Raw genomic sequence first — 25,565 nt, 5'->3', positions numbered from 1 at the left:
AAGTCTTTCATACGGTAGCCTTCCTCGATCGCAGTACGGCCGACAACGGCACCCATGCGGCGAAGCCCATCGTGACGAGGAGCAGCGTCAGCGCGGCCATCAGCACACGCGACGGCGAAGCCCGTTTGAGCGGCACTACGGCGGCATCCAGTTCGACGACCGTAGGAGTGTCCTTCGCTTCCTGGATCAACTCCTGCATCCGCTGCGTCTCGAGGTAGGCGTTGAGCTGCTCCTTGATCTTGAGATCGCGGAGGAGATTCGTATAGGTCCTCGTAAGCGCGGGAACGTTTTCGAGCGGGATCGAGAAGCCGTCCGTCTGGACCAGGCCACCACGCTGTACCTTGTCGTACTGCGTGCGCAGGGCTTCGACCTTGCGCTGGAGCAGGATCGTCTGTTGCGATGACGGCTGGAAGTCCTGCTGGACCATCGCGAGCTCGAGCTCGGCCTTCGCCAGTTCCGTACCGACCATGACGGCATTCTGTACGATGGCCATCATCTGTTCGTCGAGGGCGATGATCTTGTTCTCCTTCTGGAACTTCTCCTGCACGGCCTGCAGGGAATCGATCAATGCCCTGTTGGAAGCGATCACGCGTTCGATGTACTGACGCGACCTCCGTGCCTGCGTCACCGTCTTCTCGCGGTTCAACCTGTCGAGTACGACACGGCATGCGTTGGCGACGTCTGCCGCTGTCTTCGCCGCCAGCGTCGTCTTGTCCCCGAACGGGAACCAGCCCGTACTGATCTGGACGTCGACGCTGATGGTGCCGGTCTTGCGCGTATCGACGGCGATGCGCGAGTCCAGGTCCTTGACCAGCTCTTCGTCGTTCATGTCGTTGAAGAACGGCGTCTCGCGAAGCTTGAGCGTATCGGCCACACCGAGGAGCAGCGTCCGCGAGCGCAGGATTTCCGCAAAAAGCAGGGATCCCCGGTTGGATTCGGCTCCGCCGAGGCCGATGGAGATCGGAGCGGCCTGCATGAGCGAGGAGAGGCCACCGGCGCCGGTCTTCTGCTCCGGCGGCATGATGGTCGTGCCGCTCTTGTAGGTATACGGCATGATGAAGCTGAAACCGATGACGACGACGAGGGCGACGACACAGACCTTGACGTAGGTGCCACGGTACGTGCGATATGCTGCGAGCAGATACATCGGCTCCTGTTCTTCGGTCGGTCCGGTCGGTTCATTCATGTTGGTTACCTGTTGCTCAGATTCACGATCGTGAGTACGACACCGACGATGGTGACGAGCTGCGTGGCCACGGTCAGCGACGTCGTGAAGATGTCGATGAACCGCGTTTCGGGTTCGTCCAGAACGAGGATGTTGTCACCCGGTTCGATGATGTAGTTCTTCGAATCCGCCGGGAACTGATCACCCTTTACCTTGATCACGAGGGTGGCGGCTTCGTCGGCGCGGAATCCGTATCCGCCGGCCAGCGAGATGTAGTCGCTGTATCCGAGTCCGGGTTTGTAGACGATACGACCCGGATTGCGGACACTGCCGGTGACGTTCACGTACAGATTGTGCTTGGGCACGTAGATGCTGTCGCCATCGCGCAGGACCGGATTGTTCTCCTTGCTGTTGTTCTCGAACAGATCCTTGAAGTTCACGGACATGATGCCCTTGACTTCACGCGACTTCGTCCTGTAGTACTGAAGTTCGTTCCGGCTCATTTCGGATGGCGGAAGGCGCTTGAGACGCTCGTATTCCTTGTCCTCGAGGCTCAGTTCGCTCGTACGGATGATGACGGCGTCTTCGATCGAAGCCTTGTCCGTGAATCCCCCCGCGGCCATGATCACGTCCGTGACCCGCGTCACCTGCGGAGTGACGGGATACTTTCCGGGATAGGTCACCTCACCTGCGATCACGACGCTTTCGCGTTCCTTCCACCGTGGAATGGCCCTGATGTAGAGACGGTCCCCCGAACGGAGCGGAAGATCGCCTGGCAGTGCTCCGCCGGTATACCATGTATCGCGCCACGACGTAAGATCCAGGAACTGTTCCTTGAGATGGCGGCCGTCGTCCTCGATACTGACGAGGAGCACGGAGTCGAGCACACCGGACGGCAGGAAGCCGCCGGCGAAGCGAATGAGGGTGGACACGGAGTCTCCCTCGACGAAGTCGTAGGTCCCCTCTCGCGGCACCTCGCCGCTGATTTCGATCACATTCTTGTGGGTGCGCAGCGGAACGATGATACGGTCTCCGCCCAGCACCGTCGGATTGCCGTTCGGATCGCCGTTCGACAGATAGCGTTGCAGGTCCACCTTCAGCGGCATACGCTCGCCCTCACGCATGACCGTGATGGCACGCACCGATCCCGTATCGAGTGTCCCTCCTGCCTTCTGCAATACGTCGAAGACATGGTCCGCGGCCGTCGCCGATACGACGGACGGTACACGGACGGCACCGAGGACATAGACCTTGAATTGACGAAGGCGCTTGAGGGAAACGTCGATCTTCGCCGAACGATAGACCTTCGACATCTCTTCCGTGATGAGGATCCGGGCCTTGTCCAGCGTGAGCCCCTTGACGGATACCACTCCGGCACGCGGGATGACGATCTTGCCTTCCGGCGTGATCGGCAGGTCGAGGTGGACGGACTCGCTCGCCCACACGCTGATGGTCAGCACGTCGTTCGGTCCGAGCACGTAGGTCGATGCGTCGACTTCCCGCTCGAGCAGACCGGACGATTCTTCGGACAACCTGGTAGCGCGCTTCACTCCCGTCGTATCGTAGTCGTTGGGTCCCTTAGGAATGAACCTGGGAGTGGCGAAGTTGTTGTACTGTGCCATCGACGGCAGCGTACAGATCCCCATGAACAGGGCCACGATCAGCCGTGGCCACCACGACACCGCCGTAGGGTGCGAACAATGTTGCATGCCGTTGCGAGTATTGGACATGAATAGGGCAAAGATACGAACCAGCCATTGGTAAATTTGTTGCATGAACCACGACAATCTCCTCGCCGCCGCCGTCCAGGCGGCCCGTACGGCCGGCCTTCTCCTGCGCGAGGGGTTCGGCACGGTCATGGAACGCCGGTCCAAGGAAGGTCTCCATAACATCGTGACCGAATACGACATCCGCTGCGAGCAGCTGATCGTCGACCATCTCCGGTCCGTCTTCCCAGACAGCGGTTTCACCGCCGAGGAAGGCGGAGCCTCCCGTGCCGATGCCGATCTTCACTGGGTCATCGATCCCCTGGACGGGACGGTGAACTTCGCTCACGGCATACCCGTCTTCTGCGTCAGCATCGCCGCAGTCATCCACGGAGAGCTCGTCTGTGGCGCGATCTACAATCCATCCCTCGACGAACTGTTCACGGCCACGAGGGGTCAAGGCGCCTGGCTGAACGGACGACGCCTGCACGTAACGGCCACGGAGTTCGTCCGTGAGTCCATTCTCGTGACGGGTTTCCCCTACAACGTGAACGAGAACCCGGACCACTGCATCGATCAGTTCGTATCGATGATACGACAGGGCATTCCCATCCGTCGTCTCGGAAGTGCCGCACTGGATCTGGCCTACGTGGCCGCAGGCCGATTCGACGGTTACTGGGAAGTATCGTTGCATCCATGGGATATGGCTGCCGGCGTCCTGATGGTACAGGAAGCGGGGGGCACCGTGACGCATTACGACAATCGTCCGTTCGTACTCGGCAAGGACAGCATCGTCGCCACGAACGGCATCATCCACGACGAACTCGTCGCCATTCTCGAAGGAGCCCAGCGATGACCATCCATCATATGTCGGGCGCAGGAAACCGGTTCGTGGTGATCGACAACCGCGTCGAACATCTCGACCTCACCCGCCTCCACGCCCTGGCACCGGCCTTGTGCGACAGACGGCATCTCCATCTCCCGCCGGCGGAAGGCCTGCTCGTCCTGCAGGACGTCATGCCTGGAGGCTTCAACGGCGAATTCCTCAATCCCGATGGTTCGCACGGTGCGATGTGCGGCAATGGGGGACGATGCATCGTGCGCTTCGCGCTGGACAACGGGGCCGAGACGAATGCTGACGACGTCATCGACTTCACCCTGTCCGGAGAAGGATATTCGGCCACGCTCTCCGGCAACGACATGGTCACGCTGGAGTTCCCCGCACCGAAGGAAGTACGCCAACTGGCTCCAGGAGAGCTGCACGGCATTTCCGTGCCGTCGGTCTACGTGAACGTCAATTCCGACCATATCGTTCTCTACGGACCCGATCTCGGCATCGCCTTCGAGCATCTCAGAACGTCCGATCTCGACACCATCGCCCTCCCCTTCCGGCATCACCCGGCCTTCGCACGTGGCGTCAACGTCAATGTCTATGCCGTCGACGAGGACGGAACGATCCATGTCCGTACCTTCGAGCGTGGCGTGGAAGCGGAGACCGGCGCCTGTGGTACCGGCGCGTTGAGCACCACCATCGCCGCGTGGCTATCGGAACGGTCGAGCCCTACGGCACGTGTAATCCCGCCGAGCAGACGTCCGTTGTTCGTCACGATCCACGAGGATCATGGAGACATCCGTTCGCTGGACCTCACGGGCGATGCCATCTACGACCATGCGCCGACCCTTCATCACTGACATCCACCAAGAGCGATCCCCTATCCCATGCTTCCCTTCCTCTCCCTCAGCGAAACCATGTTTCCGCAGGCCGTCGATATCCGTCGGCACCTGCATCGCAATCCGGAACTGTCGTTCCAGGAATTCGAGACGTCGGCCTTCATCCGGAAACAGCTTGAGGACATGGGCATCGACCATCGCGTCGTCGCCGGCACCGGCATCGTGGCACATATCGGCAGCGGGGGTCGATGCGTCGCGCTCCGTGCCGACATCGACGCACTGCCGATCACGGAAGAGACCGGCCTGCCATACAGCTCGGAACGTCCGGGCGTCATGCATGCATGCGGACACGACACGCATACGACGATGCTGCTCTCCGCGGCCCGCATGCTCAAGCAGAACGAATCGTCACTGAACGGCATCGTGAAGCTGCTGTTCCAGCCCGGTGAGGAAAAGGTACCGGGTGGGGCCAACATCATGATCGCCGAAGGTGCACTGGAAGGACCGAGACCCGACGTCATCTTCGGTCAGCACATCAACCCCGAAGTACCGTTCGGTGAAGTATCCTTCGTGAGCGGCCCGATGCTCGCATCCGCGGATGAACTGTACTGGACGATACGCGGCTTCGCGGCACATGCGGCACAGCCGCACAAGGGCAAGGACCCCATCCTCGCGGCCGCAGGACTGATCCAGCATCTTCAGACCCTCATCACCAAGCGCCGCAATCCGCTCGATCCGGGCGTGCTGACGATCGCCAGCATCCACGGCGGAACGGCCACGAACATCATTCCCGACGTCGTGGAAATGAAGGGAACGCTGCGCGCCTTCGACAATGTGTGGCGTGAACAGGCATGGGAGTATCTCGAGCGACAGACGCGCGACTACTGCGCCCTGCACGGATGTGAAGGTACGATCGACATCGTGAAGGGATATCCCCCTCTGATCAACGACGAGGACGCCACGCGCTTCGCGCGGAACGTCGCCGAATCCATGTTCGGCATGGACAAGGTATCGGACTTCGAACCGAAGATGTGGGCGGAGGACTTCGCCTTCTATTCGCAGCATATGCCGGCATGCTTCTGGATGCTCGGTGGACGCCCCGACGGCATGGATCACATGCCCGGCCTCCACAATCCGAAGTTCGCACCCGAGGAACGGGCCATGATCTACGGAGCGGCCATGCTGGCCGGTGTGGCCTTCGACTATCTCGCAGGTCAGCCGAACAGGGCCTGACTCGTATAGTTGATGATCGTCCATACCACCGCCACGACGGGAGCCCAGGTCAGGAGCATCCTGATCGTGTTCCGTCTCGAGATACGCTCCGTGGTCGTGAGCAGGATGGCGGCCACGATCCATATTCCCATGAGGGTACCCGGGAAGCCTGCCAACCACGACGGCATGTCGGAAGCAGTGGTCTCGAGCCATATGGTGACGCCACCCTGGACCAGGTGACCGCTGACGATTGCGATGGCGAAGACGATGGTGCGCAATGCCCAGTAGCGGAACGAACGCCGCAGGTGGGGTCGGCCATGCATGAGGACGATGGCCGTTATCCCGGCAGCCATGCCGAATTTCATTTCATGGAATCCCAGTGCATTCCATAGCAGGCCCGCCCCTACCGATCCGAAGATCGTAACGGTGAGACCGAAGATGTAGTCCCACTTCGTCAAACCTCCGCCGACGGAACGTTGTCCGTCACGGTTATCCTTCGAGGTACGGTCGATATCCCCGGACATACTCACCTGCTGTAATGGATACGGAAATTCTCACGCTCTACGTAGCGTGATCTCGGTGATCTCCGGCGGCACTCCGATACGCAAGGGAGGTCCGACCGTGCCGAGGCCACGATTCACGTACACGTACTGCGAACCGGTACGATACAGTCCGGCCCATTGCTTGTAGACGTACTGCGCCGGACTCCACTCGAAGCCGAGGAGATTCACCCCGAACTGTCCACCGTGCGTATGGCCGCTCAGCATGAGGCCCACAGGCGTCTTGCCGAGAATCGCCTTTTCCCAGTACGTCGGATCGTGCGCCAGCAGGATGACGGCATCGTTCTCGCTCACACCGTCGAGAGTACTGCCCAGCCGGGCATACTGCTGCTTGAATCCCGTATTGTCCGTACCTGCGATGACGATGGACTCGTTACCGATCGACAGACGACGATGGCGATTGACGAGGAGGTCGATACCCCGGTCCTCGATAGCCTTGATCAACTGTCGATGTTCTTCGGCGGTATTGTAATGATCGTGATTACCGAGCGATGCATAGACGCCTTCGGGCGCCTTCAGGAGCTCGAGCTCGCGTCCGAGCGTCGTGAGTTCGCGCGGAAGGGCGTTGACGAAGTCGCCCGTGATGACGATCGAATCCGGCTTGAGCTCGTCGATCATCCTGCGTGCTTCCTGGAACGGCCGGTGGTCGGGGAAGGAGCCAGCATGGACGTCCGAGATCTGGACGATGCGCATGCCGTCGAAGGCCTTCGGAAGATTGGGCAGCGGAACGTCGATGCGATGGACCTTGAAGTCGTAGAGCGTCCGATACATTCCATTGCCTACCATGGCATACGGCACCACGGCGGTAGCCCATCCCGCCTTCGAGAGGAATGCACGACGCGTACCGTCGTGGGTCGCCTGCGTTTCCACGGGCGACACCTTCGCTGCCGGTCTGCGCATCTTCCCGACGATCCAACGGATTCCCTGGACGATGTCGCGTATGAGCAGGACGGGCAGGATGCCGATCTTGGGCAATGTCCACAGCGTCACGATGCCGAACAGGAAGACATCGAAGCCATCCATGCGGAAGAAGTGACGACGATAGACGACGTACCAGTAGATGCAGAACATCACGGCGGCGACGATCCAGGAGGATCGGTACCACCATCGATTCATGTCGTTACCGCGCACGAAGGACGTCCATCTCGACAGGACGTAGAGATCCATGACGGCCTGGATGACACCGACCCAGATGGAGAACGTTATCAGATTCGGAGGGTTCATACGATTTGTGGAATCGACTCGGGACGAACGGTGATGAAGAGAGCATCGGCCTCGGCGACGACACGATCGGGGTCGTCGGCCCTGCAGATCACACCCTTGAGGAAGTTCTTCCTGCCATCGATCCGTTCGATCCACGAACGGATTTCATGCTGGACATGCATCATCATCGGCGCACGGAACCGGACGTTCAACTGTGCCGTCGGCGCCTTGATACCACGAACGCTCAGGGACTTGCCCATCGTTTCGTCGAGCAGCAACGACACGAAGCCACCATGTACCGTTTCCATGGCGCCATTCATGCGTTCGTTCGGAGCGAGCCACGTGCGCACGACTCCATCCCCTTCATCGAAGACGAAGCTCAACCGCAGCGACCACGGATTGGCCATGCCGCAGCCGACGCACATGTTATCTTCCTTCGGCCTCAGCAGATGCAGGCCGTCGGGAATCGTCATGGGCGGGATCACGGTCGCTACACCCGTCGACGGATCGTGGAGAGCGTACATGGGGCCCCAGTGCTCGATATGACATCCCAGCTCCGTCGCCAGAGCGGGAACGAGGCGGCCCCGTTCACCTACCGGCGCTGCGTGATAGAGAACGCCATCGGGTGAGTACACCAGACTCGCGGCATTGAAGGGAACGGATAACGAGATGCCATAGAACAGACGTCCTTGTTCCATTCTCGTGAACACGATGGGAGTATCGGCAGGCTTGACGTAGTTCATTTCGTCGCCGCAGCGGCTGACGAACGGGTAGTCCGGGAACATCGGATTGGCCGTGGGTGCGAGACGCCTGTAGAAGAAATCCACGAACCAGGGATCGTCCTGTTCCAGACCGTTCAGCGACAGTATACCTCTGTCGGAAAGGTCGTAAAAGTATTCACGCGTGGACAATGCAGTTCTTCATGGTTGGTGGAACCCGACCGATGTGGACGATTCTCGCCGGTTTTGAGTTTTCACCCGTATCGTCCGAAATCGGCCAGGTCCCCGTAACACCAGGACCTTACATCACTTCCGGAGCCTTCACGCCGAGAATCATCAGGCCGTTGTACATGGCACGACGGGTGACATCGGCCAGCAGGAGACGGGCCGATTCCAGGGCGGGTTCGCTTCCGAGGATGCGGCAGTCATGATAGAAGTTATGGTACGCGGCTGCGAGATCGCGCAGGTATTCGGCCAGCGTATGCGGTTCGAGATGCTCGCAGGCCCGTTCGACGACGGTGCGCATGCGGGACAGCAGCGTGATCAGTTCGATCTCCTTCGGATGGACGAGTACGCCGACGTCCGCTCCTTCGTCGATGGCGACGCCCTTCTCGGCGGCCTTGCGCAGGATGGAGCAGATACGGGCATGGGCATACTGAAGATAGAAGACGGGATTCTTGTCCCCTTCCTCCTTCGCGAGTCCCAGATCGAATTCGAGGTGCGTACCCACGGCACGCATGATGAAGAAGAACCGGACGACGTCCGCTCCCACTTCATCGATGAGATCGTCGAGGGTGAAGGACTTGCCCGAGCGCTTGGAGAACTTGACGGCCTCGCCGTTCTCGATGAACGACACCATCTGATGGATGACGACCTTCACGCGCGACGTATCGTAGCCGAGGGCCTGCACACCGGCCAGGACGTCGGGAATGGTCGCGATATGATCGGCGCCGAAGATGTCGACGATGACGTCGAAACCTCGCTCCAGTTTGTCGCGGTGATAGGCGATGTCGGGAAGCCTGTACGTCGGCTCGCCGGTGCTTTTCACGATCACCTTGTCCTGCTGCTGTCCGAGCTGCGACAGTGCGAACCACGTAGCACCATCCTTCTCGTAGACGAGTCCTTTCGCGCGGAGATCGGCGATGGTCTGTTCCACCCTGCCGCTGCTGTAGAGCGAGTCCTCGTTGAAGAATACGTCGTGATGGATGTTCAGCACGTCGAGCGTACGCTTGATGGCGGCGAAGCACCATTCTTCTCCACGCTTGCGGCAGAAGACGAGAGCTTCGGCGGATTCCTCGCGATAGCGATCGCCCACTTCGTTCCGGATCTCCTCGGCGATCGTGCGGGGATAGTCGCCATGATATCCGTCTTCGGGGAACGGGTAGTCTTCGTCGCCGAGCACCTGACGATAGCGGGCATAGATACTCTTGCCCAGCATGTTCATCTGGTTGCCGGCGTTGTTGAAGTAGTATTCGCGGGTCGTATGATAACCGCACCACTGGAACAGGTTGGCCAGCGTATCGCCGACGGCGCAGTTGCGGCCATGTCCTGCATGAAGCTGCCCCGTCGGGTTGGCGCTCACGTATTCGACGTTGACCGTACGGCCTGCACCCACGTCACTCCTGCCGATGGTCGCGCCAAGTGCGGAGAGATCGCGCAGCATGGCATGGTAGACGGCCGGTGCGAAGGTGATGTTGATGAAGCCGGGACCTGCGATATCGATACGTTCGACCAGAGGCACGTTCTCTCCGATCGCCGTCACGAGTTCCTGGGCCAGTGCGCGGGGATTGCTCTTGCGGATCTTCGCGAGCGACATGGCGACCGTCGTCGAGAGGTGGCCATGCCCCTCCTGACGCGGAATCTCGAAATGGATCGGGGTGTCGGCATCGACGCCGATGGACGTCAGGGCGGTGCGGATGTGCGGCTCGATATACTGCTGCATCATCTTACTCGGCCCTCCGTGCCTTCGTCGTCGCGACCGCCTTGGCGGCACCGGCAGACGTCAGCGTGAAGGCCTTCGCATCTCCCCACAGGCGTTCGAGCTTGTAGAAGTCACGGGCATCGGGAAGCATGACATGGATGACGATGTCGAAGTAGTCGAGGATGACCCACGACGACGTGTTCCGTCCTTCGGTGCGGGCATTGCCGAAGCCGACCTGCTTCACGTTCGTGGCGATGGCGTCCACGACGGCACGTATCTGCGATTCGGAATCACAGGTAAGGATGACGAAGAAATCGGCGGGTGCGCTTTCGATCTCGGACAGGTCGAGGATCAGGATATCGTGTGCCAGCTTGTCCTGGGCGATACGTGCACACAGGACTGCGCGACCTTTCTGCGTACGGGGTTTCGTATATCCGGCCAAAGAATGTTCCTCTGGAATAAGTATCAATCGTTGAAGAGCGGGAGCGATTCCAGGTCCGTACCGAGCACCACGCTGGCGCGGACGAACATCATGGAATCGATATCGGAGACGACGAGCGTATCGGCGATACCGAGGACGCTCGCTACCTTTTCGGCCGACAGTCTGTCGCCGAGCCGGTCGATGACGTGGGAACGCTGCGCCGTTGCCGGGTCCGAAGAAATCTCGACGACGTCGAAGCCACGTTCCCGAAGGAAGGCCATGGCACGCTGTGCCGCGCCATCGACCCTGGAAGCGTTGACGATGTTCACCTGGATGACCTGCCGCTGTCCGGCTCCGTTCCCGTCACCTTCCACGAAGGGCGTCACGGGTGGATTGAACAGTCGCCAGACGAACGAGCCGAGCAGAACGATCACGACCAGGCCCAGCAAGCCAATGAGCACCCACGGCCATAACGGCCGGCGGCGCTTCGCCGTCATTCCCTGTCCTCGTCGGTCATGTACTCCTCGAAGTGGCTTCCATGACGGAGCAGCTTCTTGTAGAGCAATTTGCGGGCGCGGAAGAGATGGGCCTTGACCGTGCCGAGAGGCTGTTTCAGTCGTTCGGCGATCTCGAGATAGTCCAGTTCCTCTTCGTGGCGCAGGCGGATGACTTCGCGGTACTTCTCCGGCATCGTCTCCAGTGCCTCACGCAGCAACTGTGCCCGCTCCTTCGCCAGCAATGCCGTATCGGGCGTATGCCCCTTGTCGGCTGGATCCATGTACAGATCCCCGCCATCGCGGGTAGCGATCGGCTCGTCGAGTGAAACGGACTGGAAGCGGCGCTTCCGCAGATGGTCGATGCATCGGTTCGATGCGATCTTGTACAGCCAGCGTGAGAAGGGATATTCGAACTGGAAGGACGGTAGGGCCGCATAAGCCTTTACGAAGGTCTCCTGTACGAGATCTTCCACATCTTCTTCGTTGCGGATCATCTTCCGGATCAGGAAGGAGACGATCCGGCGGTACTTCCGTTCCAGCTTTGCGAAGGCATTCGTATGACCGGCCAGGATGTCGCGTATGACTGCTTCATCCTCGGCTGACGACTCCATTGCCTGCTGCGAAACTTCCTTCATATGCGGCTCGATGACCCCGGAGGGACGGTTGCGGAAAGGGCGGGATTCGAACCCGCGGTACCGTTGCCGGTACACACGCTTTCCAGGCGTGCCAATTCAACCACTCTTGCACCTTTCCGTAGCCACGAATATACGGTTTCGGAATGGAAGAATCGCGTGGAGAAAAGTTTTCCCCATCGGTGCATTCCACCGTAACCGTACGTGATACCGTGAGTTATTGATATTGTACGACCAGAAAAAGGCCTCTGTCCAACTCCCTCACATTCGTACATTTGCTGAAGGAGTTGAACGATCCAACGCAATCCGGGGACGAGTCTGAATCGACGTCGCTTCATAACCAGCCTGGCCGCGGCAACGGCGCTTCCCGCCGTAGCCTCCTCCATGACTCGCGACAAGGGTTCGGAAACGACCGCAAGCGAAGGAACGGCAGGCCCTCTGATACGTCCTGGCGCCATCGCACCGGGCCAGACAGTGGGTATCGTCTGCCCCGCAAGTGGTGTCATGACGAAGGAGCTGTCGGACTTCATCACTCTTTGCCAACGATGGAACGTCACGGTCAAACTGGGCGCCAATGTGTCGAAGCGCTACGGCTACCTGGCCGCACCCGACGAGGAACGGGCCAGGGAACTGATGGACTTCGTGAACGACCCTACGGTGGACGCCATCGTCTGCGGCCGCGGCGGATACGGCGTGATGCGCATCCTGCCGATGCTCGACTTCCAGGCCATACGGGCAGCGGGAAAGATCATCATGGGCTTCAGCGACATCACGGCGCTGCTCATCGCCGTACAGCAGTTGAGTGGCCTCGTCACATTCCATGGTCCGGTGGCGTCTTCCACATTCGATGCCTTCACGACGACAGCGATGACGGATGTCGTCCTGCAGGCACCGACGAAAGCCGAACGACGCTCATCGGCATTTTCCGATCCGCAGGTCCGCGTCCTCTCTCCTGGTCTGGCGCGCGGACGGCTGACGGGAGGTAATCTCGCGATGATCGTGAGCACGTTGGGCACCAGGTACGAGATCGATACGAACGGAGCCATTCTCTTTCTCGAAGAGATCAACGAAGAGCCCTATCGTATCGACCGGATGCTGACGCAACTATGGCTGGCAGGGAAATTGCAGCAGTGTGCAGGGATAGCCCTCGGCAACTTCAGGGATTGCGAAGCGAAGGGTACGAGCAGGTCCGAACCGTCGTTCCCCTTGCAGCAAGTCATTCAGGATCGTATTTCGTCATTGAAGTTGCCTGCCGTTTACGGTCTGCCCTTCGGCCACGTCAAGAGCAAGCTCGTGCTTCCCCTCGGCGTCCAGGCCGAACTGGACGCCGACAATCGCTCGCTGCGGTTGCTGGAAGATGCGGTGACACACGCGTGAATTTGAATTACCGTTTTACGACGATGGAGTAGGAGGAGAACATGTCTCGAACGATACGCTTCGCTCGATACTTGTGCATCATGGTCATCGCATGCCTGCTGTCGGGCGCTGCGATGAGGGCACAGAACTTTGCGGTGTACAACGTAAACACCGCCAACTTTCCTACGATCACGGCCGACTACATCGCCCTCGATCCGGCCGGAAATGGATACACCGATCTGAAGAGCACGGACTTCCGTGTCGTGGAAACGGCTGCCAACGGCGCACCACAGGATCTTACCGCGACGGTGCAGCAACGCTGCCGCGACATCGTGGGAGATCCGGCCGCCAGCATCCTGCTCGTCGTCGACGTCTCCAACTCCATGGGCGAGACGGTCGGCAACAAGAAGCGCATCGAATACGTGAAGGACGCGGTGACGGCCTTCATCAACAGGATACGCTTCACGCCGAACACGAGCGTGGCCATTCTGGGCTTCGACGGCATCAGCAGATTGATCTGCGACTGGGAGCAACGGCCGAACGTCCTCATCGATTCCATCAAGAAAATCCAGCCCGGTACGGCCACCAAGTACGAGATGTGCTTCGACGGCGAGCCGAACGTCTTCGCCATGATGCGCACGCGTCCCCAGGACGTCCCGAAGTTCGTCTTCTTCCTCACGGACGGCCACCCGAACCCGCTGATGGACAAGCCGAACGAATTCGTCAAGAGAACGTCCGACAGCGCCAATGCCCAGGGCATCAAGATCTACGGTATCACGATCCTCGAAACGACGACCCACCCGGTGCTGCAGCAGATCTGCGACAACACGGGCGGCAAGGCCATCGTCACGACGGAAGACAAGCTCGTCGATCTCTACAGCTACCTCTCGCTCGAAACCCAGGTCCGCCGCATCTGTACGCTGGAATGGCGCTCCCCCTTCGTATGCAATGACCAGGCTCGCCTGCGCACTGCGGTGGTAACGCTTCTCCGGGGCAACCCCAGTCCGTCGGCAACGGTACAATACGTGACTCCACCACGAAGTCTCGCCTCCGTACTGATATCGGATCCCGTTCTGTACTGCGGCGACCCCGCACCGGCGAGTTCTCAGACGGCGACGGTGAAGATCACGCCCCAGAACACACCGTTCACGATCACGTCGGCGACGGTGACACCGAGCACGTACTTCTCCCTCGTCTCGATCAACGGCAATACGAATCCCGTCAACATGACGCTGCCGGTGGGCGTGGAAGCGACGATCGTCGTGCGCTTCACCCAGCAGGGCATGCGCCAGTTCCGCACGGCACAGCTTATGCTGAACGGCAGCCCGTGCCCACAGGCCATCACGCTCGTGGGCGGTACGGGACAGGTCGTACTCTCTTCCCCCAACGGTGGAGAGATCGTCTCGTCGTGCGACACCGTCACCATCAAGTGGGCCGGAGTTCAACCCACGACGCCCGTCCTGCTCCAGTTCTCCGAGGATGATGGCCAGACATGGAACACCATCCAGGCCGACGTCACGGGTCTCAGCTACAAATGGCTTCCGCCACGCCCGGGCATACGGTATCGCGTGCGCGTCAGCGTATCGGCCACTCCCAGCTATCTCTGGGCCACGCAACTCGGTGGCGCAGGCGCAGAAACGGCTGCGGCAGTAGCCGTCACCCAGGATGGCATCAAGGTCTATGCTTCCGGCTGGTTCGACGGACCGTCGAGGTTCGGCACGCAGGTCGTGAACAATACGGCAGGCAATACCGACGGCTACTTCGTCGAGATGGATGCCGATGGCAAGATCGTCAAGACGACGCTCCTCACAGGAAACGGCAACAATGACGAGCGGGTGATCGGGCACGTCGTGGACCGTGCCGGCAACGTCTATGTGGCAGGATATTTCAGCAGCAAGAACGCCCTCTTCGGCTCGCTGCCGCTGTCCTTCGCTCCCAACGACCTCGATACGCGCAACATGTTCGTGTTCAGGTTCAGGGCCGACGGCGCCCTCGACTGGGGCGCCTACGGCACGGGGAACGGCTTGAGCCGCTGTACCGCCGACGCGAGTGCCATCGGTATCCGCTACAATGCGACGGGTGACCCCGAAGTGGTCGTCGCAGGCCGGTTCACGGGCTTCATCCGCGTAGGCATCAACCGCGGTACCATGCAGTACGAGGAAGTACGCTACAACGACAACAATGCCCGCTCCTACTACGTGATCTACGACAAGGACGGCTATGCGCGGCTGACGCCGAACGCCGGGGCTCCGCCGAGCTTCCAGTACAGCTCGAAGCGCGTCACCGATGCCGCTGGCTGCGTCTACGAAACGGATTCCTATACCGGTACCAGGACCTTCGCCGGCGCAAGCACGATCACGTTGCCGAACAACGGTCTGACCGACGTCTTCGTTTCCAAGTTCTGTGCGGCACCGGCCTCGCAGGATGCCAGCGATTCCTCCTTCAAGGTCCTCGCACCGGAACTGTCCTTCTCGTCGCCGTCCGTCACGATGGACCCCACAGCACAGGGCCAGTCCTCGTCCAAGGCCTTCACCGCCCTGCTCTGCAACACCGGTGACTATCCCGTCGTCGTTTCCACGGCCACGGTCGGTGGTCCGAACGGTGGAGACTTCCGTGTGGTGGGCGAGCTCAGGAACGTACGCCTCGCACCAGGACAGTGCATCGCCATCGAATTCGAGTTCAAGCCGACGGGAACGGGCATGCGGACCGGCACCCTGACGGTCGAAGGCACGTGCAATACCGTGGCACAGCTCGTTCTCGAAGGGAACGGCCTCGCTCCATGCACCTGGAAGGTCCAGGAAGTGGCCGATCTCGGCAAGACCATCATCGGCACGCCTCTCAGCATCACGGGCGTCTGCCTGCTGCGCAACGATAGCCCCACGCCCTTGTCCGGTACCCTCAGCGTAGCGCCGGGCGGTGAATTCGTCGTGACCCCGTCGGGTCCGTTCAACATTCCTCCGGGCGGCTGCCTGACGGCCGACATCACGTTCACACCGGTCGTGGGCACGAGCGGTGTCCGCTCCGCCGTCATTTCCTACGGTCTGCCTACGGAATGCGGCACGCCCATCACGGACCTGCGTGCACAGATCCTCGCACCGGAGCTCAGCATCTCGAACGTGGACTTCGGTCTGCGCCGCCTCCTCACCGTGAACAACGACGTCATCGTCATCCGCAACCTCAGCAGCGATCCGGCCACCATCACGTCGCTGACGCCGTCGGATCCGAATAATCCGCATCTGAAGCTCACACTTCCCGGCACTCCGCGCACCCTCCAACCCGGCGACACGTTGCCGATTCCCGTCCGCTACGAACCGCAGGACAGGAACAGTCACGTCGTGACCGTAACGGCAGCCGTCGCCGGTCAGTCCACGCCGCTCGTGGGTGAAGCCAAGGGCAAGGGCTATCTGCCCGTCATCGATCCGAAGGGCTATACCTTCGGCCCGTGGACGGTACTTCAGCAATCGCCCGAAATCGGGACGGTCGTGATCGGCAACTCCGATGCGGAAAGCCCGCTCACCATCTACAGCGTGGACTTCGCGGCGTCGCAAGCCGACTTCACGTGGGTATCTCCCCCACCGTCGTCGGCCGTGACCATCCAGCCGAACGGAACTCCGCTCACACTCCAGGTACGCTTCACGCCGCAGGCCGAAGGTATACGCACGGTAAGCGTCTGCATCATGCACGACGGCAAGCCGGGACCCGACGACATGCCGCCCTATGCGCAGTCGTGCGTCGACGTCACGGGCGTCGGCACCAAGCCTTCGGATCTGCCACCGGTCGACTTCGGTGACGTACTGACCTGTGCGACGAAGACCGTTTCCACGATCGTCATCCAGAATCCGAATCCACAGTTCCCCCTCGTCTGCCAGGCCCCAGTCGCCACCGGTGACGTCGCCAACTTCTCGCTCTCCGAGATGGGCGCCTTCATCGTTCCCGCCGGAGGCAACCGCACGCTGGAGCTGGTCTTCAGCCCGACGGCCGTGATGACCTACAACGTCTCCTATTCGATTCCCAACGATCAGGGGCTGGGCCTGAACATCAACGCCACGGGCCGCGGTGTACGCACGCCGATCGATCTGCGCTTCGGCACGATTCCCTCGGGTATCGTCGGCCAGGCCGTTCCCACCCCGGTCCGGGTTACCTTCCCCGACCTGGATACGGTCCGGATCACGGACGTCACGGTACGCTTCACGTATCCGGCCCGCTACATGCGCTTCAACGGCACCTTCATCAATCCGCAACAGACGGGATGGACGTTCTCGCCCGACCAGTCCGTACCGGGTGAGCTGACGGTCCGCGCAACGGCGGCACCGGGCACGTATCTGCAGAACGGCGACTTCATGACGCCGATGTTCGACGTCTTCCTCAACATCGACTCGACACTTCCTATCACCGCCGACCTCGCCACCAACCTGTCCTGCCTGATTCCATCGGGAGACTCGGGAGAGATCGAAATGAAGCGCGTCTGCTTCACGGCAGGCCGCCTCGTCAGGTTCGGAGCGCAGCAGTTCGGCCTCATGGCTCCGTATCCGAGCCCGGCCCAGGACATGGTGTCCGTGACGTATACGACGGGTATCGAGCTGGCCACGATGTTCGAGGTGGTAGACGGCATGGGCAACATCGTCCGCACCATCACCACGGACGTCGGTCCGTCGGCCGAGTACTCCCTGGACATCGACACGCGGGATCTGGCCAACGGCATCTACTATCTGCGGATGTTGTCCGGACCGTACACGACGACGCGTGTCTTCACGGTCGTCAAGTAGGATGGTTGAGCAGGGATTCGTGTAAGAAATATCGTCCGACTACGTCAAGGGCCTTGCGCATGCAAGGCCCTTCGTTGTTTCCGTATCTTTGCGCTTCATTTCCATTCTCCCGAATACCGTCATGATCAACCGTATCGTCGAAGCTCTCGGAAGTCAATCGGATTACTACCTCAACCACACGTCCACCACGATTCCCAGGGCGAATCTCCACGTTCCGTCTTCCACGAGCATCGATTCCGTCTTCGGTATTTCGGATCGTTCGACGCACGTCCTTCGCAACCTGAACTGGATCCTGAATACCGGACGTCTGGCGGGTACGGGATACGTTTCGATCCTGCCCGTCGATCAGGGTATCGAACACAGCGCGGGCGCCAGCTTCGCGAAGAATCCGATGTACTTCGATCCGGAGAACATCGTCCGCCTGGCCATCGAAGGCGGCTGCAATGCCGTAGCCTCCACCTTCGGAGTTCTCGGCAGCGTGGCGCGGAAGTATGCGCACAAGTTCCCCTTCATCGTCAAGATCAACCACAACGAACTGCTGACGTATCCCAACAAGTTCGACCAGATACTCTTCGGTACCGTGAAGCAGGCCCACGACATGGGTGCGGCCGCCATCGGAGCCACCATCTATTTCGGTTCGCCGGAGAGCGGACGCCAGATCGTCGAGATCGCACAGGCCTTCGCTCTGGCCCACAAACTCGGCATGGGAACCATCCTCTGGTGCTACATCCGCAACAGCGCATTCAAGACGGACAAGGACTACCACGTGTCGGCCGACCTCACGGGACAGGCCAACCATCTCGGCGTGACGATCGAGGCCGACATCATCAAGCAGAAACTCCCCGAGAACAACGGCGGCTACGAAGCGCTGAACATGGGTGGTTCGAGCTACGGCAAGATCGACAAGCGCATGTACACGGAACTGGCTACGGACCATCCCATCGATCTCTGCCGCTATCAGGTCGCCAACTGCTATATGGGCCGCATCGGCCTCATCAACAGCGGTGGCCCTTCCGGTAACAACGACATCAACGAAGCCATCACGACGGCCGTGATCAACAAGCGCGCCGGCGGTATGGGGCTCATCAGCGGCCGCAAGGCCTTCCAGAAGCCGCTCGGCGACGGCGTCGCCATCCTGAACGCCATTCAGGACGTCTATCTGTGCAACGAAGTAACGGTCGCCTGATGGCCGATCAACCGAAACAATCGGCGCTGCGCGAACTGCGCCGCCTCCTCCCCTATCTCCGGCGGTACCGGTCGAAGATGGTCTGGGGCCTCGTCTTCATCACGCTGTCGAACGTATGCTCCACGACGATTCCGCGCGTCGTCGGGCAGACGATCGACACGCTGAAAACGACGACGACGGCGGGGGACATCTGGTGGCTCATCGCCCAGATCCTGCTGCTGACCATCGGCAGCGGCATCTTCATGTATGCCACGAGGCGCACCATCATCCTGATGTCGCGCCTCATCGAAGAAGACCTGCGGAACGACTTCGTGGCCGCACTCCAGGTGCAGGCCCAGCGGTTCTTCCATGATCGCAGCACGGGATCGCTGCTCGCCCACTTCACCAACGACATCGGTGCGGTGCGCGAATTCATCGGCCCGGCCATCATGTATACGGCGAATACGATCACGACCTTCGCCTTCGCGCTCTCGTGGATGATGATGCTCAACGCCACCCTCACGGTCGCCATCCTCGTTCCGGTGCCCTTCATCGCATGGGCCACGTACAAGCTGGGACGCCGTATCCACGAATTGTACCGCTCCGTACAGGAAGAATACGAGCACATCACGACCCATGCCCAGGAGACCTTCTCCGGCGTCCGCGTCGTGCGCGCGTATTCGAGGGAAGACCACGAATCCGTCCTGTTCGACGAACTGAGCCAGACCTACTACCGGAAGAACATGGGCCTGGCCAAGATCCAGTCGCTCATGATGCCGTCCATGACGGTGCTCTTCAACATCTCCTACATCGTCGTCATCGCCGTCGGCGGATGGCAGGTGATGCAGCAGGCGCTGTCCGTAGGTGAACTCACGCAGTTCTTCATCTACCTCAACCAGCTCCTCTGGCCGATCGCGGCCATCGGTTGGGTGACCGGTATGATCCAGCGCGGTGCGGCATCCATCGGCAGACTCGGCCGGATCATCAGCCATGCACCGGAGATCGCCGATTCGGAGCGGACCGACACGTCCATCACGGCATTGAAGGGCGACCTCAGACTGGACAACGTCTCGCTGAGCTACGGTGAACGTTCCGTACTCCACGACATCTCCATCCACGTTCCGGCGGGCACGTCGCTCGGCATCGTCGGCGCCGTCGGCGCCGGCAAGTCGTCGCTCATCAACCTGATTCCCAGACTCTACGACGTCACGGGCGGCAGTGTGACGATCGACGGTCACGACGTACGCGACATCCCGCTGAGCGTCCTGCGCGGCGGCATCGCCGTCGTGCCCCAGGAGTCATTCCTGTTCTCCGAAACGATCCGCAACAACGTCCGCTTCGGACGCCCGGACGCAGCCGATGCCGACGTCGAGCGTGCAGCCGAAACGGCCCAGCTCGCGAAGGATATCGAGACGCTTCCCCTCGGCTACGAAACGGTCGTGGGCGAACGCGGCATCACGCTGTCGGGTGGCCAGAAGCAGCGCACATCCCTGGCCCGGGCCATCCTCTCCGATCCGAGCATCCTCATCCTCGACGACTCGCTGTCCGCCGTCGATACCGACACGGAAGAGCGCATCCTGAGTGGACTCAGGAACGTGATGAAGAACCGTACCACGCTCTTCATCTCGCACCGCATCTCCACCGTGAAAGACTGCACGCGCATCGTCGTCCTCGACGACGGCAGGATCGCCGAAGAAGGCAACCATGCGACACTCGTGGCCAAGGGCGGCATCTATGCCGATATGTACGAACGACAACTCCTGGAAGAAGAGCTATCATGACGGTATACGACAACGTCCTCCAACTCATCGGCAATACTCCACTCGTCCGGCTCAACAGGATCACGAAGGGAATCGATGCCACCATCTACGTCAAGCTGGAAAGCAGGAATCCCGGTGGCTCCGTCAAGGACCGTATCGGTATCGCCATGCTGGAAGCGGCCGAACGTGAAGGCCGCATCAAGCCCGGTGCACTCATCATCGAGCCCACGAGCGGCAACACGGGTATCGGCCTCACACTGGCGGCCCGGCTGAAAGGCTACAACTGCCTCTTCATCATGACGGACAAGGCCTCGCAGGAGCGCGTGCGTTACCTCAAGGCCCTCGGCGCCGACGTCCTTATCGTCTCGAGCGCTGCCAAGATGAGCTCGCCCGAATACTACTGGAACACGGCCAAGCGTCTGAGCGAAGAGCTCCCCAACGCCATCATGCTGAACCAGTACGACAATCCGGCCAATCCTGCCATCCATGAAATGACGACGGGCCCGGAGATCTGGCGCGACACGGACGGCACCATCACGCACTTCGTATCGGGCATCGGTACGGGCGGTACCATCACCGGCACGTCACGGTACCTCAAGCACCAGAACCCCTCCATCAAGGTCATCGGCGCCGATCCCGTGGGATCGTCCATCAAGACCTTCAAGGACACGGGACGTCTGGTGGAAGCCCTTCCCTACCTCATCGAAGGTGTGGGGCAGGAGCGTATCCCGCAGAACCTCGATCTCAATCTCATCGACGAGATCATCAACATCCCAGACAAGGAAGCCTTCATGACGGCGCGTGCCATGGCACGCGAGGAAGGCATCTTCTGCGGCGGATCATCGGGCATGAACGTAGCCGGAGCCCTGCGGGTGGCCAAGCTCCTCCCGAAGGAAGCCGTCGTCGTCGCCATCGTCTGCGACACCGGCGAACGCTATCTCACGAAGCACCACAGCGACGAGTGGCTGCAGGAAAAGGATCTGCTCGAGAACAACCGCCTTACGCTGCGCGACGTCATCGCTTCCAAGCGTACGCGAGGCAAGCTGCCCGCATTGATTTCCCTGCCCTCCGACGCGACGGTACAGGAAGCGCTGTCGCTGATGAGCGAATACGAGGTTTCCGACGTTCCCGTCATCGATGGCGAAGAGGTAGTGGGAACCGTTCGCGAGAACAAGCTCATGGGTGCCGTGATCGAGAACCGGGCCACCATCGAACGCGACATCCGTGACTTCATGGAACGGCCGATGCCGATCCTCGATGCCCATGCGGACGTTCAGGAGGGAATCAATCTTCTGAAGGATGTGCCGATGGTCGTCGTGAAGGAGTTCGGCCGTGTCGGCGGTGTGCTCACCCGCCACGATGTGATCGAATATCTGTGACGACGGGTGGCGGGAGGTTCCGTGGAACCTCCCGCCACGTCGTATCATTTCACTGTTGTCCGGGCTTCCACCACGTGAGATCGATGGCGTCTTCACCGCCGTCCACACCGAGCACTTCACCGTTGATCCAGTTGGCTTCGGGCTTGACCAGCAGACGCAGTACGTTGGCGATATCTTCCGGCGTCGTGAGACGGTGGTAGGGATTGCGCATGAAGGCGTTGTTCATGATCACGTCGCTGCCCGGAATCTTGGCCAGGGCCGGCGTATGCGTCACACCCGCGCGGATCGAATTGGCCGTGATGCCGAGAGGTGCGAGTTCCAGTGCGAGCTGGCGCATGTACGATTCCATCGCTGCCTTGGCGGCGGAGACGGCGCCGTACATCGGCAGCACCCGCGTGGCACCGGCACTGGTCAGACCGACGATACGGCCGCCGGGACCCATGAGGCCGTGGCGGACGACGTCCTGCGTGTAGTAGATCACGCTGTTGGCCATCACGTCGAGCGTCATCTCCAGGTTCTTCTGGGAGATCGCATCGTTCGGCGTATCGGCGATGAAGGGCTTGAGCGTACCGAAGGCCAGCGAATGCAGGAGGAGGCGGATCGTGGCTCCCGGCTTGCCTTCGAACAGCGTCCTGATGTGCTGCATCAGCTCGGCGCGGCGTTCCGCATCGGCGGCATTGATGTTGTAGAAGTGATGTTCCACGCCAAGTCCGGTCAGCTCGGCCTGCAGTTCCTCGACCTGTTTCATGCCGGCGGCACGATCCAGGTGCACTCCGATGATGTTGATGCCATCCTGGGCGAGCGCACGTGCGGCGGCGCGGCCGAAGCCGCTGGATGCGCCGAGAATGAGAGCGTAGAGATTGGTCGAAGCTGCCATGGTATCCGCGATGTGTACCGAAAAATTGCCGTTGCAAAGTTAGGAAGACGATCCTCGGCGGCCAACCTCACTTGCGGAGGAAGACGTAGCCCTGCTTTTTCGAGCCGAAAAGCTGCTCGTTCGTGGGCGAATACCCCCGCTCCCAGATCATGATTCCGTCCGCCATGACAGTGATGGTCGACGTCATGTAGGAAACGCCCTTGATGTCGCTTGCACAGGCCATACCGTGCGTGCCACCCACGTAACGGTCGGCATCGGTCTGGAAGTACAGCTCGCAGCCACGACGCCGGACGAGGTCCTTCTGGCTGCGCTCTTCGAATATCGTACTGTCGGCCCAGGCGCCGCGTACGGCGTCGGGATTCCTGACGGACCATACGATGCTCTCGATCATTCCCTCTTCCACACGCATGACCTGGTATACCATCTGGCGTTCGGGCTTGTCCTCCGCATCCACACGGGACAGCTCCACATAGAACCATGCCCCGTCCCTGCGGTCCGGCCAGATACGCTTGACGTGCAGCGTCATATCCATGAAGGCCGTATCCCGCCGTGCATGTTCCGCGCTGCTGAAGGTTCCTTCCATCCATCGGACCAGTCTGTCGTAGTCCACGTCCTCCGCGGCGAAAGCCCCCGGAACCCCGAGGACGAAAACGAACAGCAGTGCAAGGAGGGGTCGCATCATGACTTTTCAGCGGAAACGTTGGACAAGCTCGTCGAAGGTGATCACCACGTAGGTCGGCTCGCCACGTGGGCTGGTATGGGGCACGGTACAACTGAACAGGTCGCGCACCAGAGCCTGCTGCTCGGCACCCTGCAGGCGGTCGGACCGCCGTACGGCCTGCCGTCGTGCGAAGGCGCCCGCCAGACCTTCCTTGCGGCGCTCGGGAGGAAGCCTGCCGGCATCTTCCAAGGTCGCGAGGATATGGGTCAGCGTGTCTTCCTCGTTACCAGGACGGACGTCGGACGGAACGGCATGGATATCCACACTGCCATCCGCTTCCACATCGAGGCGAAAGCCGAGCGCCATGAACTCGTCGTGATACTCCCGCAACAATGCTCCATGCGACGGCGACAACCTCAGGCGTACGGAGAACAGAAGAGCCTGGCCCGCCGCTTCCGCCGGAGCCGTCTGCCGCAATGCCCGTTCGTACAGGACGCGCTCATGGGCCGTTTGTTGGTCGATGACGACGATGCCTTCGGCAGATGTGGTCACGAGATATCCCCCGGAGGCGGACAGGATCGTCGAAACGGAACTGTCGCCCGCGGTCGTCCCTGCGAACAGTTCCTGATATCCTCGCCGGGCCGCTTCGGTGAAGGGCCGCTCGGTCTGGTGTGCCTGGTAGGAACCACTGCCGGTACCACCACCGAACGACCATGACGTACCCTGTGACGGTGCGGGCTGCAATTCGCCGGTCAACCTGTTCAGGATGAAGGGCGCTCCCTGCGGCGAACGCGGAAGGGATTGCAACGGTGCATTCGCCAGTCCCGCATCGCCGATGAAGGACGGTACGACGTTGGCCTTCTGCAGCGCGGTGGCGACGCTCTGCTGCACGAGCAGGTAGACGAGGCGCTCGTCGTCGAACTTCACCTCATGTTTCTGCGGATGGACGTTCACGTCGACGCGCTGCGGATCCAGCGTCAAATGAAGGACGAAGACCGGGTGCTGGCCGGGATCGAGCAGATGTTCGTAAGCGGAGGCTACGGCATGGGCGAGCGCGCGGCTCACGATGCCTCTGCCGTTCATGAACATGAATTGTCCACTCCTGCTCTGGCGCGACAGCGATGGCATGCCGACGTAGCCACGCACCGAGATGCCGCCCTCCTCCCCCTCCACGGCGAGGAGGCCATGCGTGGCGTCCAGGGACATGATCATGGCGATCCGCTCGCGCAGATCGCCCGGCTTCACGTCGAATACCAGCACGTCTCCGTCATGGAACGTGAACCGGAGATCCGGACGCGACAATGCCAGACGCTGCATCGTTTCGGAGATGTGGCGGAATTCCGTCAGGTCGGACTTGAGGAACTTCCTCCGCGCCGGCACATTGTAAAAAAGGTTACGGACAAATATCTGCGTCCCTACGTCGCCGGCAACGGGTCTGATCTCCGCTTCCACTCCGGGGCGCACCGTAAGGGACCACCCCGTGTCGTCGCCGGCCTGACGACTGCGTATCTCGACGTCGGCGACGGCCGTGATCGAGGACAACGCCTCTCCCCTGAATCCGAGGGTACGGATGGAATGGAGGTCCTGCTCGGACGCGATCTTGCTCGTGGCATGGCGCACGGGCGCCAGGAGAAGGTCCTCCTTCGACATTCCCCCGCCATCGTCCACGATATGGAGGAGCTGTTTGCCCGCATTCTTCACCACGACGGTGATGTTCCGGGCCCCGGCGTCGATACTGTTCTCGACGAGTTCCTTGACGACGGATTCTGGGCGCTGCACGACTTCACCGGCGGCAATCTGATTGGCGAGATGATCCGAGAGGATCCTGATGGTGGAAGCCATGTCTGACGCAAGAGTGGTATTATTCGGATACGTCAAGATAGAGAGATGATCC

Annotated in this window: 20 protein-coding genes and 1 tRNA gene; 8 read left to right on the top strand and 13 right to left on the bottom strand. The window is 60.7% G+C overall.

All coding sequences use genetic code 11. The features are described from left to right. Positions 1-7: 7 nt before the first annotated feature. Together BGO89_11930 and BGO89_11925 are read right to left on the bottom strand one after the other, a co-directional pair. Positions 8-1,186: a hypothetical protein gene (locus BGO89_11930; GenBank protein OJX57198.1), complete on the bottom strand. Its 1,179-nt coding sequence runs from the start codon at positions 1,184-1,186 to the stop codon at positions 8-10. 5 nt (positions 1,187-1,191) lie between these two features. Next, positions 1,192-2,847, bottom strand: a complete 1,656-nt coding sequence (locus tag BGO89_11925) for a hypothetical protein (GenBank protein ID OJX57197.1) — start codon at positions 2,845-2,847, stop codon at positions 1,192-1,194. 91 nt (positions 2,848-2,938) lie between these two features. Between BGO89_11925 and BGO89_11920 the strand changes: the two genes are divergently transcribed. From BGO89_11920 to BGO89_11910, 3 genes are read left to right on the top strand one after another with little or no spacing between them, the layout of a single operon-like run. After that, positions 2,939-3,727: a hypothetical protein gene (locus BGO89_11920; protein OJX57196.1), complete on the top strand. Its 789-nt coding sequence runs from the start codon at positions 2,939-2,941 to the stop codon at positions 3,725-3,727. Further along, the gene (locus BGO89_11915; protein ID OJX57195.1) at positions 3,724-4,563 is read left to right on the top strand and encodes a diaminopimelate epimerase; all 840 of its coding nucleotides are present in this window, start codon (positions 3,724-3,726) and stop codon (positions 4,561-4,563) included. Before BGO89_11920 ends, BGO89_11915 begins: the two co-directional genes overlap by 4 nt. Positions 4,564-4,590: 27 nt before the next feature. Beyond that, entirely contained in the window at positions 4,591-5,775 is a 1,185-nt protein-coding gene (locus BGO89_11910) for a hypothetical protein (protein OJX57194.1), read from the top strand. Here BGO89_11910 and BGO89_11905 read toward each other — a convergent pair. From BGO89_11905 to BGO89_11870, 8 genes are all read right to left on the bottom strand, one after another. Next, a complete protein-coding gene (locus BGO89_11905; GenBank protein OJX57193.1) occupies positions 5,757-6,278 on the bottom strand; it encodes a hypothetical protein in 522 nt (173 codons plus the stop codon). The genes BGO89_11910 and BGO89_11905 overlap by 19 nt on opposite strands. A 30-nt stretch (positions 6,279-6,308) precedes the next feature. Continuing rightward, a complete protein-coding gene (locus BGO89_11900; GenBank protein ID OJX57192.1) occupies positions 6,309-7,538 on the bottom strand; it encodes a hypothetical protein in 1,230 nt (409 codons plus the stop codon). After that, positions 7,535-8,428: a hypothetical protein gene (locus tag BGO89_11895; protein OJX57191.1), complete on the bottom strand. Its 894-nt coding sequence runs from the start codon at positions 8,426-8,428 to the stop codon at positions 7,535-7,537. Before BGO89_11895 ends, BGO89_11900 begins: the two co-directional genes overlap by 4 nt. A gap of 109 nt (positions 8,429-8,537) precedes the next feature. Continuing rightward, positions 8,538-10,178 (bottom strand): arginine--tRNA ligase, encoded by a 1,641-nt coding sequence (locus BGO89_11890; GenBank protein OJX57380.1) that lies wholly within the window; start codon positions 10,176-10,178, stop codon positions 8,538-8,540. 4 nt (positions 10,179-10,182) lie between these two features. Then, positions 10,183-10,554 carry a ribosome silencing factor gene (locus BGO89_11885; GenBank protein ID OJX57379.1) on the bottom strand — a complete coding sequence of 124 codons (372 nt, stop codon included), beginning with the start codon at positions 10,552-10,554 and terminating at the stop codon, positions 10,183-10,185. 68 nt (positions 10,555-10,622) lie between these two features. Then, the gene (locus tag BGO89_11880; protein OJX57190.1) at positions 10,623-11,075 is read right to left on the bottom strand and encodes a hypothetical protein; all 453 of its coding nucleotides are present in this window, start codon (positions 11,073-11,075) and stop codon (positions 10,623-10,625) included. Further along, positions 11,072-11,686, bottom strand: coding sequence for a hypothetical protein (locus tag BGO89_11875; protein OJX57378.1), 615 nt, complete (start codon positions 11,684-11,686; stop codon positions 11,072-11,074). Before BGO89_11875 ends, BGO89_11880 begins: the two co-directional genes overlap by 4 nt. Positions 11,687-11,738: 52 nt before the next feature. Beyond that, a tRNA-Ser gene (locus BGO89_11870) sits at positions 11,739-11,828 on the bottom strand. A 197-nt stretch (positions 11,829-12,025) separates the two neighbouring features. Here BGO89_11870 and BGO89_11865 point away from each other — a divergent pair. The 5 genes from BGO89_11865 to BGO89_11845 all read left to right on the top strand — a co-directional run bounded on the left by BGO89_11865 (position 12,026) and on the right by BGO89_11845 (position 22,133). Then, a complete protein-coding gene (locus BGO89_11865) occupies positions 12,026-13,084 on the top strand; it encodes a hypothetical protein (GenBank protein ID OJX57189.1) in 1,059 nt (352 codons plus the stop codon). Positions 13,085-13,164: 80 nt separating this feature from the next. Continuing rightward, positions 13,165-17,829: a hypothetical protein gene (locus BGO89_11860; protein ID OJX57188.1), complete on the top strand. Its 4,665-nt coding sequence runs from the start codon at positions 13,165-13,167 to the stop codon at positions 17,827-17,829. A gap of 121 nt (positions 17,830-17,950) precedes the next feature. Then, complete coding sequence (locus tag BGO89_11855) at positions 17,951-19,015, top strand: fructose-bisphosphate aldolase (GenBank protein OJX57377.1); 1,065 nt, start codon at positions 17,951-17,953, stop codon at positions 19,013-19,015. Beyond that, a complete protein-coding gene (locus BGO89_11850) occupies positions 19,015-20,775 on the top strand; it encodes a hypothetical protein (GenBank protein ID OJX57187.1) in 1,761 nt (586 codons plus the stop codon). Before BGO89_11855 ends, BGO89_11850 begins: the two co-directional genes overlap by 1 nt. Beyond that, on the top strand, positions 20,772-22,133 hold the full coding sequence (locus BGO89_11845; GenBank protein ID OJX57186.1) for a cystathionine beta-synthase: 1,362 nt from the start codon (positions 20,772-20,774) through the stop codon (positions 22,131-22,133). The genes BGO89_11850 and BGO89_11845 overlap by 4 nt, the downstream gene beginning before the upstream one ends. 49 nt (positions 22,134-22,182) lie before the next feature. Here BGO89_11845 and BGO89_11840 read toward each other — a convergent pair whose 3' ends face one another. From BGO89_11840 to BGO89_11830, 3 genes are all read right to left on the bottom strand, one after another. Next, the gene (locus tag BGO89_11840; GenBank protein ID OJX57185.1) at positions 22,183-23,010 is read right to left on the bottom strand and encodes a hypothetical protein; all 828 of its coding nucleotides are present in this window, start codon (positions 23,008-23,010) and stop codon (positions 22,183-22,185) included. 67 nt (positions 23,011-23,077) lie between these two features. Next, positions 23,078-23,692: a hypothetical protein gene (locus BGO89_11835; GenBank protein OJX57184.1), complete on the bottom strand. Its 615-nt coding sequence runs from the start codon at positions 23,690-23,692 to the stop codon at positions 23,078-23,080. Between the two features lie 6 nt (positions 23,693-23,698). Beyond that, complete coding sequence (locus tag BGO89_11830; protein ID OJX57183.1) at positions 23,699-25,513, bottom strand: hypothetical protein; 1,815 nt, start codon at positions 25,511-25,513, stop codon at positions 23,699-23,701. Positions 25,514-25,565: the final 52 nt, after the last annotated feature.

It is taken from the genome of Candidatus Kapaibacterium thiocyanatum (assembly GCA_001899175.1).
Classification (GTDB): domain Bacteria; phylum Bacteroidota; class Ignavibacteria; order Kapaibacteriales; family Kapaibacteriaceae; genus Kapaibacterium; species Kapaibacterium thiocyanatum.
This window is presented reverse-complemented; position numbering and strand designations above follow the sequence as displayed.